Annotated in this window: 15 protein-coding genes; 11 read left to right on the top strand and 4 right to left on the bottom strand. The window is 56.5% G+C overall.

What is annotated here, in order from left to right; all coding sequences use genetic code 11:
- Positions 1-37: 37 nt before the first annotated feature.
- The 4 genes from X265_RS42505 to X265_RS39445 form a co-directional block, all read right to left on the bottom strand.
- On the bottom strand, positions 38-262 hold the full coding sequence (locus X265_RS42505) for a hypothetical protein (protein WP_371746378.1): 225 nt from the start codon (positions 260-262) through the stop codon (positions 38-40).
- A complete protein-coding gene (locus tag X265_RS39455) occupies positions 174-1,037 on the bottom strand; it encodes an asparaginase (RefSeq protein WP_128929637.1) in 864 nt (287 codons plus the stop codon). Before X265_RS39455 ends, X265_RS42505 begins: the two co-directional genes overlap by 89 nt.
- A gap of 272 nt (positions 1,038-1,309) precedes the next feature.
- The gene (locus X265_RS39450) at positions 1,310-1,627 is read right to left on the bottom strand and encodes an extracellular solute-binding protein (protein ID WP_488230406.1); all 318 of its coding nucleotides are present in this window, start codon (positions 1,625-1,627) and stop codon (positions 1,310-1,312) included.
- A 184-nt stretch (positions 1,628-1,811) separates the two neighbouring features.
- Positions 1,812-2,138 (bottom strand): type 2 periplasmic-binding domain-containing protein, encoded by a 327-nt coding sequence (locus X265_RS39445; RefSeq protein ID WP_128929635.1) that lies wholly within the window; start codon positions 2,136-2,138, stop codon positions 1,812-1,814.
- Between the two features lie 848 nt (positions 2,139-2,986).
- On the opposite strand from X265_RS39445, the gene X265_RS39440 reads away from it, so the two are divergent.
- The 11 genes from X265_RS39440 (at position 2,987) to X265_RS39390 (ending at position 14,359) form a co-directional block, all read left to right on the top strand.
- On the top strand, positions 2,987-4,279 hold the full coding sequence (locus X265_RS39440) for an aspartate aminotransferase type Ic (RefSeq protein WP_128969539.1): 1,293 nt from the start codon (positions 2,987-2,989) through the stop codon (positions 4,277-4,279).
- A gap of 242 nt (positions 4,280-4,521) precedes the next feature.
- Complete coding sequence (locus X265_RS39435; protein WP_128929633.1) at positions 4,522-6,027, top strand: argininosuccinate lyase; 1,506 nt, start codon at positions 4,522-4,524, stop codon at positions 6,025-6,027.
- A gap of 205 nt (positions 6,028-6,232) precedes the next feature.
- A complete protein-coding gene (locus X265_RS39430) occupies positions 6,233-6,646 on the top strand; it encodes an acetyl-CoA carboxylase biotin carboxyl carrier protein (protein ID WP_128929632.1) in 414 nt (137 codons plus the stop codon).
- Between the two features lie 4 nt (positions 6,647-6,650).
- Positions 6,651-6,821, top strand: a complete 171-nt coding sequence (locus tag X265_RS39425; RefSeq protein ID WP_164933826.1) for a biotin carboxylase N-terminal domain-containing protein — start codon at positions 6,651-6,653, stop codon at positions 6,819-6,821.
- The gene (locus X265_RS39420) at positions 6,818-7,222 is read left to right on the top strand and encodes an acetyl-CoA carboxylase biotin carboxyl carrier protein (RefSeq protein WP_128929630.1); all 405 of its coding nucleotides are present in this window, start codon (positions 6,818-6,820) and stop codon (positions 7,220-7,222) included. The genes X265_RS39425 and X265_RS39420 overlap by 4 nt, the downstream gene beginning before the upstream one ends.
- Positions 7,223-7,299: 77 nt before the next feature.
- Positions 7,300-8,463, top strand: coding sequence for an NAD(P)/FAD-dependent oxidoreductase (locus X265_RS39415; RefSeq protein WP_128955182.1), 1,164 nt, complete (start codon positions 7,300-7,302; stop codon positions 8,461-8,463).
- A 220-nt stretch (positions 8,464-8,683) separates the two neighbouring features.
- Entirely contained in the window at positions 8,684-10,060 is a 1,377-nt protein-coding gene (locus X265_RS39410; RefSeq protein WP_128955181.1) for an NAD(P)/FAD-dependent oxidoreductase, read from the top strand.
- A 71-nt stretch (positions 10,061-10,131) separates the two neighbouring features.
- The gene (locus tag X265_RS39405) at positions 10,132-11,550 is read left to right on the top strand and encodes an amidase (protein WP_128929628.1); all 1,419 of its coding nucleotides are present in this window, start codon (positions 10,132-10,134) and stop codon (positions 11,548-11,550) included.
- A gap of 216 nt (positions 11,551-11,766) precedes the next feature.
- Positions 11,767-12,309, top strand: a complete 543-nt coding sequence (locus X265_RS39400; RefSeq protein ID WP_128929627.1) for a thiamine pyrophosphate-binding protein — start codon at positions 11,767-11,769, stop codon at positions 12,307-12,309.
- An 11-nt stretch (positions 12,310-12,320) separates the two neighbouring features.
- On the top strand, positions 12,321-12,905 hold the full coding sequence (locus X265_RS39395; RefSeq protein ID WP_128929626.1) for a thiamine pyrophosphate-dependent enzyme: 585 nt from the start codon (positions 12,321-12,323) through the stop codon (positions 12,903-12,905).
- Positions 12,902-14,359, top strand: coding sequence for an NAD-dependent succinate-semialdehyde dehydrogenase (locus X265_RS39390; protein ID WP_128955180.1), 1,458 nt, complete (start codon positions 12,902-12,904; stop codon positions 14,357-14,359). Before X265_RS39395 ends, X265_RS39390 begins: the two co-directional genes overlap by 4 nt.
- Positions 14,360-14,364: the final 5 nt, after the last annotated feature.

Raw genomic sequence — 14,364 nt, 5'->3', positions numbered from 1 at the left:
GGTAGCCATCTAGGACATGCGCACTCGTCCATGTCGGTCAATACTCGGAGAAGATTCGCTTTATCTCATGCGGCTTGTTGGTCCTGGTTAGGGCCAACGCAAGGAGGATGCGAGCCTTTTGCGGACTTAAATTGTCTGCGTTGAGGACGCCAAGCTCTAGGTAGTGGTCGCGTTCAATGACGCGCCCGTTCAGTGCGGCTGGAACGCATGATGATGGCTTCACCACCTGTCTTACGATAAGCCGCGACGGCCGCCTTCTCATTTTGGGATAGGGTCCCGGCACCCGCGCCGGCAATGACAACTCCTTTCGCGCCCGAAGCGAGAGCATCCCGGATCGGTGTTCCCGGTGCATCGGCGTAGGAGTAAACAATATGCACCGTCGGCAACTCGTTGATGTTCTTGATATCAAATTCAGAGTTGTTGCCATGACGACGGACAGGTGCCCGATAGAAAACAATCCTATCCGTATCGACATAGCCTAGAAGGCCAAAGTCTCCCGACTTAAAGGCCTCTAGCCGGAAGGTGCTGGTCTTGACAACCTCGCGAGCAGCGTTGATCTGCTCGTTCATGACCACCAGAGTTCCCTTGCCTGCCGCCTCTGGCTGAATGGCAACGCGAACTGCACTGTAGAGATTGTAGGGTCCATCCGTACTCATTGCAGTTGGGGGACGCTGCGATCCGACCAGGACCACCGGCTTGTCCGATTTCATCGTTAAATTCAGAAAGTAGGCTGTCTCCTCCAGGGTATCGGTTCCGTGGGTAACCACAATGCCCGCAATGTTCTCTTCTTTAGAACTGAGAAGACCGTTTGCAGTCTCAGCTAACTTTTTCCAATGACCGAACGAAATGTCTTGACTGCCAATGTTCGCAATCTCGATGACCCGTGTGTCCGCTAACTGAGCGAGTTCGGGGATGGCCTGAACGAGGTCATTGCCGGTAAGAAGACCGACCTCGTAGTCGGCAGGGCGAACCGACGAGTCGCCCTTGCCCGCGATCGTGCCGCCAGTCGTCAATACATATACTAATGGTAGTGACATGCTCGCCTCAGCTGTTTGCGGGGGAAAGGGATGCTTTTTCTCCGATGATTGTGGAGGGTCCAAGCCAGGGTAGCTGCGTCCATGCCTTCTGAACCATGGTCACTCTTCTGACGCCCTTCGGCACTGCCGGCCTGTAAGAGCCTGCTCCGAAGTTACGCCAGCTCACTGGAGTATCCACTGCCTGAATCGTTCCTCGCCTTCGGCAAGGTTCTTGCTCCAAGATTCGTTGTCGACCGGCACCATTTGCTTCAGATTGTCAGGATAGGTGGACATTATCGACTGACGTCTTTGCTCATAAACTGATATGCGTTCACATTAGACGGTCCGGCACCGATCTTGGCGCAACGAGCTGCCTGACTCTCTGGTTCCAGCGAGAAAACGATGAGACGTCGAGTCAGCTCGGCTTTGGGATTACCTTTCGGGATGACCCAGCCATAAGAGTTGTAAAATGCCTGATTCCAGCAAATCGCCAGCCCATCCCCTTGCGCGATCAATTGATAGGCCCGGTTCGAAAAAGTTGGCATAATATCGATCTCGCCACTGTGGAACAGCTGAGCGCCTTGTGGCGGAGTCGTCCACCAAGTCACTATCTTCTGATCTTGTCGAGTTTGTTGAAGGCGCGCTTCCAGCCGTCGTCAGTCTCAAGAACCTTGTAGATCTCCTCGCCTCCGGGCACCCCGTCAGCCCGCAAGGCAACTTCGCTGTCGTCGCGGCCGCCATTGCGAAGTGAACGAGCTCCTGGGATCGAAAAGTCCCACATGTCGGCGAAAGACGTCAGCTCCTTCTTGGTGGCAGAGGGAAGGCATACCAGAGCAATGGCAGAGATATATCTGGCATAAAGCTTGGATTGTGCCGCATCTCCTCGGGAATCTGATCGACGAATTCGCCACTCACGTTGAGCGGTTCTAGCAAATCCGCCTGCTGCCACTGCAGCGACTCATCGGCGCCGGCCCCGAAAACACAGTCCCACATGTAGTTCTTGGTCTCTACCATCGATTTGATCTGGGTGGTCGGACTAGCGCTACGGATTACGGGGACGACCTGGATTCCTGTGGCTTTCTCAAATGGCCCATAGAGAAGCTCACGATTGACTTCAGTCATCGCTCCTCCGGTATCCGCAACGTATAATGTCTGTGCGCCGGACTCCAGACTGTGGGCGCGGCCAACGAGGCAGTTGCGCGCGCCGTCCATTTTAAAAACGTCCTTCTGTTCATGGCGTTCCTAGAATTCCTGATTGCCCTTACCACTGTCGCGTTGGCTCTCGTTGCGGTCACGTGAGCGATAAGCATCACAGAGCGCACGACCAGCAGAAGCCAAGCGGAGACCGCGGCAAGAGAAGGGGTCGCGCGGTAAATCGCTTCTTCCCAAAGCTGCTTGGGCAGTGCGACGAAGGTGCCGCCGTGAGGCGCAGATTTTTGTGAGTTGCCGTGTTACGGGAGCTGCCATCGCCAACCTTCTCCGGGTTTCTTGCTGTTGGCGCGCAAGTCTGGCATTCCGCTTCGCGGTCGCCAGCGCTGCTTGACTACCAGACGCTATTTTCGTATCCAAACACCGTCAAGTGTATAATCAACAGCTTTGCCGAGCTTCTGAGATCGAATCCTCCAGGTGGAATTCCGGCAAGATGCGGCGGCTGTGGGCCGGCTGGAGCAACTGGGTGCTTCCCGAAACTCCGTGTCTCCGCCACGACCAGAAGTGCTGCGTTTTGGCCTGAGGCGACGGATGGACCATGCGGAGGAACAAGCGCGTGACCATGTTGGTGGTGACGCGCGATCTGGGTTTCGCCTGCAACTGGATGAGACCACGCGATGATGGCCAAGAGGCGAGCAGTAGATCGGCTCAGGCGTCGAAATGGCATTAGTGCGAAGAGCTAAGCCGTACGTGCGATGATGCAAGACCTCGGGATCGGATCGTCCCACAGGCCTCATCTTCGCCAGGTGCGAGAGAGGATCATGATGCGGCTTGCCGAGATGAGCGCCGACGAACTTCAGCAGATGCTCCGCCACGTGAGGGCGGAATACGATGCTATTCGCGCGCGCAAATTGAAGCTGAACATCGCGCGCGGGCGCCCGGGAGAAGAGCAGCTCGATCTGTCGAACGAACTGCTTTCGCTACCGAAACCCGATGATTGGATCACGGAAGCTGGGGACGATGCACGAAATTACGGGGGCGATCCGAAGGGACTTGTCGAACTCCGCCGCATATTCGCTCCCATCCTAGACGTTCCAGTGGAGCAAGTCGTGGTAGGAGGTAACTCCAGCCTTGCGATCATGCATGATGTAATTGTGTGGGCTCTTCTAAAGGGTGTGACAGCAATTGCGACCCCTTGGATGAAACAGGGAAGAATCGCGTTCCTTAGCCCCGTGCCTGGTTATGAACTGCATCATAACATGTGCATCGAGTATGGCATCGATCTGATTCCGGTCCCTGTCACGCCCAAGGGGCCAGACATGAAGGTGGTGGAGCATCATGTGCGGGATCCACGTGTGAAGGGCATGTGGTGCGTGCCGACTTATGCCAATCCGACGGGCGAAATATGGTCCGATGAAGCAATTGATCGACTGGCTGCGATGGAGGCTGCGGCCACAGATTTTCGGCTCTTCTGGGACGATGCGTATGTCGTCCATCACTTAGCCGATAACAGCAAGCCAGCTAAACGGATCTTGCCTGCTTGCGCGGCCGCCGGGAATGCGGATCGACCGCTTATGTTCTGGTCTACCTCAAAGATTACCTTCGCCACAGCCGGTATCGGCTTCTTCGCAGCTTCTCCCGCGAACGTTCGTTGGTTTCTTGACTGCGCCAAGCGGCGTGGAGCTGGTCAAGACAAGCTTAATCAACTTCGTCACGCGCGTTTCCTCAAGGACGCAGGGGGCGTGACACGACACATGAAAAGACACCGCGCTATTCTTGCTCCCAAGTTTTCCGCAGTGCTCCAAGCGTTCGAAAGACGTCTCGCAGGCAAAGGTGCTGCCGTCTGGACTCGGCCTGAGGGCGGTTATTTCATCAGCGTCGATACTATTGCAGGCGCAGCGCAACGAGCTGTCAGGCTGGCGGGCGACGCGGGAATCTCTCTCACTGCAGCAGGATCGACTTTTCCAAACGGGCATGATCCCAAGGACAGCAATATCCGCATTGCGCCAAGTTTTGCATCGTTGGAAGACGTGCGGATTGCAGCTGAGGCAATTGCAATCTCAATTCTGCTGGCGGCAGTCGAGAAGCAGCTTGGCATCAATGACAATGACTGAAGTGAACACGCAGCACAACTCGTCTCAAGCCATTTGTCTTCTGACCCGTCACCTCAGCGGCCACCTCGCCATCGATTTTTCGTCCGCTTCGCCGGAGGCTATCGGCCACGCCCAGTGTCATGTTATTGACAGGCAGCGCGACTGGATACAGTATAATTAATATGCATACATCAGGCTTGCTTGGTTGTGTCGGTGGCCGGCAAACCGGCTCGTTCGGGCCCGAAGCTAAGGCAGATCCTTAAATGGAAACCCACGCTCCGCAAACTTATCGCAGCGCCGCCAACCCCGGAGCGCGTTTGAAGCAAGTTCCTCTAGATTATCTTGACAACTACAAGTCTCGGTTCGATGCGATAACGGCTCCGCATATTCATGCGTTCGACAAGGCCCATCTAGTTGCGCTAACCGAAGGGGGCGCAATTAAGCGTAAAATCGGACAGCAACTTCTAGCCGGCCTGCGACAGATGGAGGCAGAAGGTGTTCTAAATGTTCATTCTAAGATGAACTCGGGCCTGCACGCGGGCGAACGATATCTAACAAAGCTTTATGGCAGTGAAATTGGTGGGCAGATCGCCACCGGGCGCAGTTCGGGAGATCTGAATGCCGTTTCTCGAAGGAGGGCGTTTGCGGCTCAGATCTGTTCAGCCTTGGATGGCATGATGAAGCTGCGCCATTCTCTCATAGAATTGGCGTCGAAACACATCGAGACCGTCATGGCGGGCAACACGCATGGCCAGCACGCCCAGCCAACAACACTGGCGCATTGGGCTCTGATGTTTGAACTGGTCGCAGCCCGGCATCAGCAGCGATATCAAGAAGCTCATGCTCGCATCAATCAGTCGCCTGCTGGCGCTGCCATCATGACTGGGAGCGATTTTCCGATCGATCGTCGGCGCTCGTCAGAGCTCCTCGGCTTCGATGGGCCCTTGCCCAACACTTTCGATGCGATCATCAGCCACGACATGGAGATCGAATATGCCGGTCTCATGGCAGGTTTAACGCATTCGCTCGCTCGCTTGGCCGATGATCTGCAGTTATGGTCGACATTTGAATATGGCTATGTCGAATTGCCGGATTATCTGTGTGGTACTAGCTCGATCATGCCGCAGAAGAAAAATCCTGATGGGCTGGAGGACATCAAGAGTTTGGCGACGCAAGCATCATCGGCCTTCCTGGCTGTAAGCATGTCCGAACGCGGACCTACTGGTTTTACCACCATGGAGCGGGTCAATACGGACAGTCAGCTCAAGGCCATTGGTGAAATGATTCCCGCACGACTGGATACTCTGTCGCGCCTTGTGGGCGATGTGCGCTTTGATGTCGCGAGAATGAGCTATTTGGCGGGTGCCAACTGGTGCACCGCAACGGACCTTGCTGCGGCCATAGCGCGCGAGACTGCGTTGGGGTGGCGTAAAGCGCATGAATTGGTCGCCGGATTCGTGGCGCACTGTTTCAATTGCGGAATGATGCCAAACACGGTGACAAGTGCCGACTTGGATGCAGCAGCAAATCAGCTCGGTTTTCCTGCACCAAGCCTTGACCCCCAACTGTTTCGGGAAAGCCTTAGTCCACTCGCTTTCGTTGGCCGACGTTCGACTTACGGCAGCCCGGCGCCCGCCAATGTGTGCGCGCAGATAAAGCTCGCTCGCGAGAGCCAGACCAGAGATGCGGAGCAGCAGGAAAAGCTGCGTTGTGTTCGCGAACGCGCCGCTAAAGCTCTTGATGAAGCCGTGAATGCCATCCTTGAGTAACATTGGGTGGTCGATATGTCCGGCCAGCATCTATCGCAACATGATGATGTATCCAAAAGGGCCGCAATAGAATACATTGTGCTTGACTGTTATGGGCGTCGTGCTCATTGTCTCGCGATCGGCGCAAACGGCCCGGCGCAGTTTGATGCTGTCAGCCCCGTCTTCGGTTGCCGATTAGTTCGTTCTTCGGGAGACCGCGGCCTTCATGGACCTGAAGCAGATCGAAGTTTTTTGCCGGAAGGCGGCTGAGCTCAATTTGCAGAAGATTGAGCTGAAAAGAGGGGACATTCGGCTGCTGCTGATCGCCGCCGCTGAAGTGACATCCGCTTTCACCAGCGCGCCGCTGTCACTGCAAAAAGCTGACAGTCTCGGTTCGAATCAAGAAGGTCATAAGATACGAGCTTTGACCGACGGAGTGTTTTATCGCTCGGATGTCCAGGGTGGTTCTCCTGCGGTTGAAGTAGGGCAGACAATCACCAAGGGGCAGATCGTTGCTGTCGTAGAGTCCATGAAAACACTGTTCCGTGTCGAAGCTGACAGAGCGGGGACGGTGCGAGCAATCCTACCCGACGACGGCCAGGTGGTTTGCGCGGGTGACACTCTTCTCGTTCTCGAGTGAGCAAATGTTTGACAAGGTGCTGATCGCCAACCGTGGGGAAATAGCCGTTAGAATGGAGCGCGCCTGCGGTGCCATTGAAGCGTTCAAAGCCGGCAGCGCGGACATCCGGTTTCTGAAGAATTGGTTGGCCGCTGGGCTGAGGCTGAAGAGAGCCACTTCTGCGGTGGCATCATGACGGGTCTTTGCGATTACATTCCGCAATTGACTGCCATCATGAGGCGCCATGGCTTGATCCGGCTGGAATATGAGGAAGGCGGCGAGTTTATAAACATTGAGCTTGCGGCGACGACCGACGAGAAGGTGCGAGCGGCGCCGCCGGCTACGGCAAATATTGTTGTTCGCGCGGTTGGGCCGGGAAGATTCTTACCAAGGCATCCCGCGGCGGCTTCAGCGGCGGTGCCGATGGGCTCGTCTTTAAACTCGGATGATATCCTCGGCTACCTACAGGATGATTTGATTCTAATCCCGATCAGAACGCCGCAGCGGGGGCGGTTGGTCACAATTCTTATCGAAGAAGGCGCCGCGGTTAGTTACGGCGCGCCCTTGTTCGAGATCCTTCCGGTAGACGTGGAGTAGGCGGCATCTACGAACGGCATCGGCGCACGGCGTTGGCATAGTATCACACCATCTACTCTACTCGGGCAGGTAGGAAAATGAAATATGATGTCGCAATTATTGGGGGCGGAGCCATCGGTTCCGCGGCTGCCTATTTTCTCAAGCTCATGGCGCCGGCTTCAGATGTCATAGTGATAGAGCGCGATCCGACCTATGCGATAGCCTCGACGCCACGGGCGTCTGGTGGCGTCCGACGTCTTTTCGCGCTTTCCGAGAATATCCAGCTTTCAAATTTCTCAATCCCCTTCTTTGAGTCATTTCCGAAGACGATGGCGATCGAAGGCGTGGATGCCGAGATCGGCTTTAAGAAAAATGGCTACCTCTTCATCGTGCCCCTTAGTGCGACGGGGATGTTGCGTCAAAATTACGACGCTCAACGAGATCAAGGTTGCAATGTCGTATGGCTGACGCCGGACGGTCTGAAAGAGAAATTCCCTTCGATGAACGTTTCGGACCTTGGCGCCGGCGTCCATTCTCCCGATGACGGCTGGCTGGATCCGCATAGTGTGCTGATGGGTTTTCGTAAGAAATCGCAATCTCTCGGCGTCAAATATCTTGCCGACGATGTGGTGGGGATGGACCGCGCCGCTCATGCTGTAACGCATGCCCGAGTGGCATCCGGCGCTCAGATTGAAGCGGATCAATTCATCAATTGCGCAGGAGCGTGGGCAAAGGAAATCTGCAAGCAACTGGGGTTCGATGTTCCAATCACCCCGCTGCGGCGTTTCGAACATTACTTCGAAACGCAAGAACCCATCGAGCCGCTGCCTTACCTCAAAGACCCCGAAAGATTAGCTTTCCGTCCCGAAGGCGCCGGCTATTCAGGCGGTGTTCCGACGCTCGCGGAACCGCGGGGCTATAATTTCGAGGTCGACTACGACTATTTCGAATCAGTTGTGTGGCCAGCATTGGCGCACCGTTTCCCGCAGTTCGAACGGACGAAATGCCGTTCAACTTTGCCGGGTCTCTATGATCAGAACGACTTCGACGGCAATGTCATCATCGGGCCGGGGGCCGATGGTCTGGGCAATTTCCACATGCTGGCGGGCTTCTCAGGTCACGGCCTGATGCATGCGCCCGGCTGTGGTCTGGCGATTTCCGAACTTATCCTGAAGGGACGATACGAAACGCTGGATTTAACTCGTTTCGGTTGGCAGCGACTGATCGACGACGCCCCTCTGCCCGAGCGCGGCATCATATAGTTTCAACGCTTTCCCCTGCCTGTGGGATTTGGGAGCTTTGCCTTCCAAGACCTTCCGATGTGACCGCGAGGCCGTTCTCCTTGAGGCGCCACGCGCCACGGACCGTGTGACCTCGAAACGGCGCTTTGGAACCCTTCCGTAAAACGCGATCGGCGATGCGAAATCAGTTGCGGTGTGGCAATATAAAATGTATCCAAAAACAATAGAAGGGATGCAAAATATGGCGAGCGTGAAAAGCGCCGAGGTCGCTATCATCGGGTCCGGTACGATTGGTATCGCGGTCGCCTACTATCTGGCCAAACACCACGGCATCACTGATATCGCGCTCATCGACCAAGGCCCTCCGATGGCCTTCACGTCCGCTCAGTCTGGCGAGAATTATCGAAATTGGTGGACCCATCCACTGATGGTTCGTCTCTCTGATCGTTCCATCCAGCTCATGGAAGACATCGCGCGAGAGTCGGGCAATCGGCTGAACATGACTCGACGCGGATATGTCTTGGCGTCGCGAAAGACAGATGCCTCCGAGCTGATCGAGGGATTGCGCTTCAGCTTGGGTGCGGAATTCGATGAGCAGGTACGGATCCATGAGGGTACCACGAGCCGCAGTTATCAACGACCCGCAGACGCTGACTGGACGCTGGCGCCACGAGGCTTCGATCTGCTTCGCAATCCCGAGCTGATCCAATCGCTGTTTCCCAATTATGATCGCGACCTGCGAACAATCCTGCATGTACGCCAAGCCGGCGACATTTCGGGGCAGCAGATGGGAGCCTTCATGCTGGAATACACGGGCAGCGTCGGCGCGCACCGCATGCAGGGCATGGTCGACGGCATTAAGGCGGAGCGAGAAGGCGGGTTTACTATCGCTTTTAAGGACGAGGGGACCTCTAAGACTCTCCGAGCGGTCAAGCTAATTAACTGTGCGGGTCCCTTTGCGAACGACATTGCCGCCATGCTCGACGTCGAGTTGCCCCTATTCAATGTGATGCAGCAGAAAATCGCCTTCGAGGATGTTCACAAGGTCATTCCTCGGGACATGCCGTTTTCGATCGACCTCGATGATCAAATGATCAATTGGACGGAAGAAGAAGCTAGCCTGCTTCGGGCCAGTGCAGACACTGCCTGGCTCACACAACCAATGACCGGCGCAATTCATTGCCGTCCCGACGGAGGAGACGGCGGCAGCTGGCTACGGCTCGGATGGGCCTACAACGAGAGGGCGCAGGTAAACGCGACCTGGGACGTTCCGCTGGACGACCGCTTTCCCGAAATTGTGCTTCGAGGGGCTTCGAGGCTCAACCCCGGACTCAGGACCTATATCGGACGGCTGACGCGCGGTCTGCATCATTATAGCGGCTGGTATACGCGGACCCACGACAATTGGCCGCTGGTCGGGCCCATGGGACCGGAAGGCTCCTATATGTGCGTCGGTCTTTCCGGCTTTGGCACGATGATGGCTTGCGCTGTCGGAGAGCAAACGGCCGCATGGGTTGCGGATAAGCCGTTGCCCGGATCGGCTGTCTTCACAATGGACAGGTTCACGGATCCTTCGTTGATCCCTGATCTGGGCTCGGTGGGCGCGGGGCTGCTTTGATGTCTGCGCCCGACCGATTGATGCATTGCTTGAGAGATACGCGCCTAGCGTTGGACTAGTTGGGAACTCCGATGAGTGACAGCCATACATTGCCCCTTGGTGACGTCGCGTTCGCTACGATCGGGGAGCTTTCGCGCGCATTGGCCACCAAGCAGGTCACGTCGCTCGAGATCACGGAGCGTTTTCTGGCGCGGATTGCGAAGTTCGACCCGCAGCTCCATGCCTTCGTCGCAATCTACGCGGATTCGGCTCGCGTAGCTGCCAAGACCGCCGATGCACGGCGTGCGGGCGGCAACGCTTTGCATATGCTGGACGGGATACCTTTCGCGGTCAAAGATCTATTTGATGTCAAGGGGAGACCGACCCGGGCCGGATCGCTTGCGACCGCATCGACCCCTGCGGAGAACACAGCCCACGCTGTTCAGCGCCTCCTCGATCGAGGAATGGTTCTCATCGGGAAAACGCACACCGTTGAATTCGCTTTTGGTGGTTGGGGGTGCAATCCCGTCTGCGGTACGCCGGTGAATCCCTGGGATACCTCGGTTGCGAGAGTACCCGGCGGATCATCCAGCGGATCGGGAGTCGCGGTCGCGGCGGGGCTCGTGCCGGTTGCGCTCGGGACCGATACCGGCGGCTCAATTCGTACCCCCGCATCGCTTTGTGGAATTGTTGGCCACAAGAGTACGCTCGGCTTGGTCGGCCGGGGCGGCGTCTTTCCATTGGCGCCGACATTTGACACTGTGGGTCCGTTGGCCCGCAGCATCCGGGATGCCGCGTTGGTACTCGATGCCTTGCAAGGGCGGGATCCCCAGGATCCCTCGACCTACGGAATTGGGCGCATAAATCCTCTTGGCGAGTTAACGGCTGGCGTCGAGGGCTTGATCTTGCGAGCGCCAACTGACTCTCAGCTCAAATTCGTCGACCCCCGAATTATGGACCTTTTCCATAAGGCACTGGGCGACCTCAAGAGACTAGGCGCTCACATAGATGTGCGTCCCATGCCTCGGAGTCACGAAGAATATGCGGCTCACGCATCCGGTATCACGGGGACCGAAGGCTGGAATGGGCTATCGCAATACATCGAGGGGCTCGACAGTCGAGTTGATCGTTTGATAGCGCAGCGAATGCGCAAAAGCAGTGGCATCAGCGCGAGGGACTATTTCGGCCTGCTTACAACCCGCCGCGAAATGCAGGTGGAATTCGATCGTTATCTGGAAGGCGCAGCAGCGTTTCTCTTGCCCTCGGCTCCGATCGTGACTCCAGAGATCGAGGGGGCGCACGAGCAAACCGCACCTTTTGGTCTCCTCGCCCGTATAGCCAATCTAATGGACTTGGCCGCTATATCGATACCCATGGGGCTCGCAGCCCTTATGCCGGTAGGTCTGCAAATTACCGTCCGCCGTTTTGGTGATGCAACGGCCTTCCGGATTGCGCAAGCGTTTGACCGCGAACGAGGGGGCGCCGTAGCAATCCCTCCCGGATACATATGAAACCGTTCGCGATCCCCCCAATGACTTGTCGCAGACCGAGCCCTTTTGGGGGGCTTGCCGAGTTTCGGGCATTGTTCGTGGCTTTCTGAAAATGAGGATTCCATTCGGAAATTACGATTTCGTCACATTCAGGTTGACACGAATGTGCCGGAGGCCCTTTAATCGTATCCTAAATTAACGTCTCGGATACAAATTGGGCCGCGGGCCCTCGCTCCCATGGCGGCCGGCGAAAAGAGGACGATGATGAGTGACGAGCAAGCCGCGGCACTGAGTCCCGAATCGGTCGTTGCGCAAATGAAGCAAAACGGCGTGTCGCATGTTGTTTGGCTGCCAGATAGCGAGACGAACTGGCTGTTCTTGAAAATGCAGGAGGAGCAATCGCTGAGCTTGGTCGGCGTCGCCCGCGAAGGGCATGCCTGCTCAATAGCGGCCGGACTTTTCGCAGGAGGAGCAAAGCCGATCGTGTTGGTGCAGAATACCGGCATGATGGAATCGGGAGATTCCATGCGCGGCTGGCTGCTCAATCTGAACGTTCCGGTCGTCTTCTTGGTTGGTTACCGCGGTTACACGCGGCACGGCGTCAATCACGATAGCGCGGCCGAATATACAGAACGCTTCCTGCTCGCTTTCGGAATCAAGTTCTACATGGTGGAAAGTAATGCGGACGCCGATCGCATCTCGCTCGCTTTCACCGAGTCTGAACTAACTCAGCGCCCAGTCGTCGTACTGATCGCCGACGAATTTCACGGTTTTAATTGAGGCGCGGGTCGATGATTTACACAAAAGATCTTGTCCACGCTTTCGCACCTCATCGCAGGAATGCGCTCGTCGTCTCGGGTCGCTCGGGTCAATATTGGTTGGACATCAGCGAAGGAGGTGCGGACCTTCCAGTCGGTGATCCTTCCATGGGCGGTCATGCCGGCTTTAGTTTTGGGCTCGCATTGGCCCAACCTGAGAAGCCGGTAGTCGTTTTCGATTCTGAGGGCGATCTACTAATGAACCTCAGCATCTTGACAACGATCGCCGAAAAGGCGCCTCGAAACTACTACTACTTCTTGATGGACAACGAATGCTATGCCACAACTGGTGGACAGCCCGTACCGAACGCGAAGAACGTTGCTTATGACCTTGTGGCTCGCGGATGTGGCATCAATCGCACTTATTTTTTCGATGATCTAGCCACATATACTGCCGCCCTGCCAGAAATCCTGGCGAAGGACGGGCCCGTCTTCGTCTGGAATAAGATCCACCCAGAAATCGAAAACCGTCCGCCAGGTCAGCGCGCGCCGTGGCGTAAGCGTAGTCCGGCAAAAGTGGTGGCCGACACACGAAAATTCCTCGGAGTGACCCGATGACTGGGCACACCCCAATAAGGCTGTTTATCGGTGGAAAATGGATCGAACGTAACGGCGCTCCGATATTGAACCCCGCAAACGAAGCCGTGCTGGGGATCGTTCCTATGGCAAGGGAGGCCGATCTTGCCGCTGCCGTCGATGCTGCAACGAACGGCTTCAACGTTTGGTCACTGACCTCAGCGGCCCGGCGATCCGAGATAATTCGTCAAGCCGCGGCGAACCTGCGTGCGAATGCCGATGTGGTGGCCCGCGATATCACTCTGGAGCAAGGCAAGCCGCTACGCGACGCGCAGACCGAAGTTCGGCGGGCATGTCAGGTGTTGGAATGGGATGCGGAAGAAGGACGCCGACTTTACGGCAGGACCATTCCGTCCGAGCCCGGGTATCGAAACACCGTGCAACTCTATCCGATTGGCCCTGTAGCGGCCTTTAGTCCTTGGAACTATCCCTTAAGTTCAGTCGCCCGGAAGGTTGGCGGTGCGCTATCGGCAGGCTGCAGTCTCGTCCTGAAAGCTTCTGAGGAAACACCGGCGGCTGCCGTGCATCTGGCGGAAGCCTTTGTGAAAGCCGGACTGCCAGATGGCGTGTTGAATTTGGTATTCGGCATTCCCGCAGATATCTCGCGCTATTTGATAGGACACCCGTCAATCAGACTGGTTGCGTTTACTGGCTCCGTTCCAGTTGGCAAGGGACTTGCCGCGCAAGCCGGAATGCATATGAAGCCCTGCATTATGGAATTGGGCGGGCATGCGCCGGTCATAATTTGTGACGATGTCGATCCGCTCGATTCAGCGAGCAGGTCGGTTGCCGCTAAAGCCAGCAACTCGGGCCAAATCTGTACATCACCGACACGCTGGTTCGTCCACGACTCCATTTATGGAGAGTTTGTCAACAACATGGGCGAGGCGGCTCGAAAAATTGAGGTCGGCAATGGCCTCGATCCGGCCACGCAGATGGGGCCCGTAGCCAATTCACGGCGCCTTGCTGCGATACAGGAACTCGTCAGCGAGGCGATCGCGAAAGGTGCCAGGCTTGTTGCCGGTGGGGAGCGCATCAAGAATAACGGCTACTATTGGCCTCTTACGGTATTGGCCGACGTGCCCGCGGATGCGCGTATTATGAAGGAAGAACCGTTTGGCCCAGTCGCACTCGTAAATTCGGTTACTTCGCTGCCAGACGCGATCAAGCGCGCCAACGAACTGCCCTATGGGCTTGCGGGTTACGCGATGACTCATTCGGCTGACTACGCCGGCTACATCGCCGACCACATGCAGGTCGGAAACCTTGCGATCAATCACTTCACGTCATCGCTGCCGGAGACGCCTTTTGGGGGAACAAAGGACTCGGGGTATGCGCGTGAGGGTGGGGCTGAGGGGTTGTTGAACTACACGATTGTACGCAGCATTTCATTCCTGGCGGGACCGCCCCGCAACTCAGTTCCTGCGCATCGTTAGAGCGG

This window comes from Bradyrhizobium guangdongense, from assembly GCF_004114975.1.
GTDB classification, from domain to species: domain Bacteria; phylum Pseudomonadota; class Alphaproteobacteria; order Rhizobiales; family Xanthobacteraceae; genus Bradyrhizobium; species Bradyrhizobium guangdongense.
Note: the sequence above shows the minus strand (reverse complement) of the source record. Positions and strands in the feature narration are given on the sequence as shown.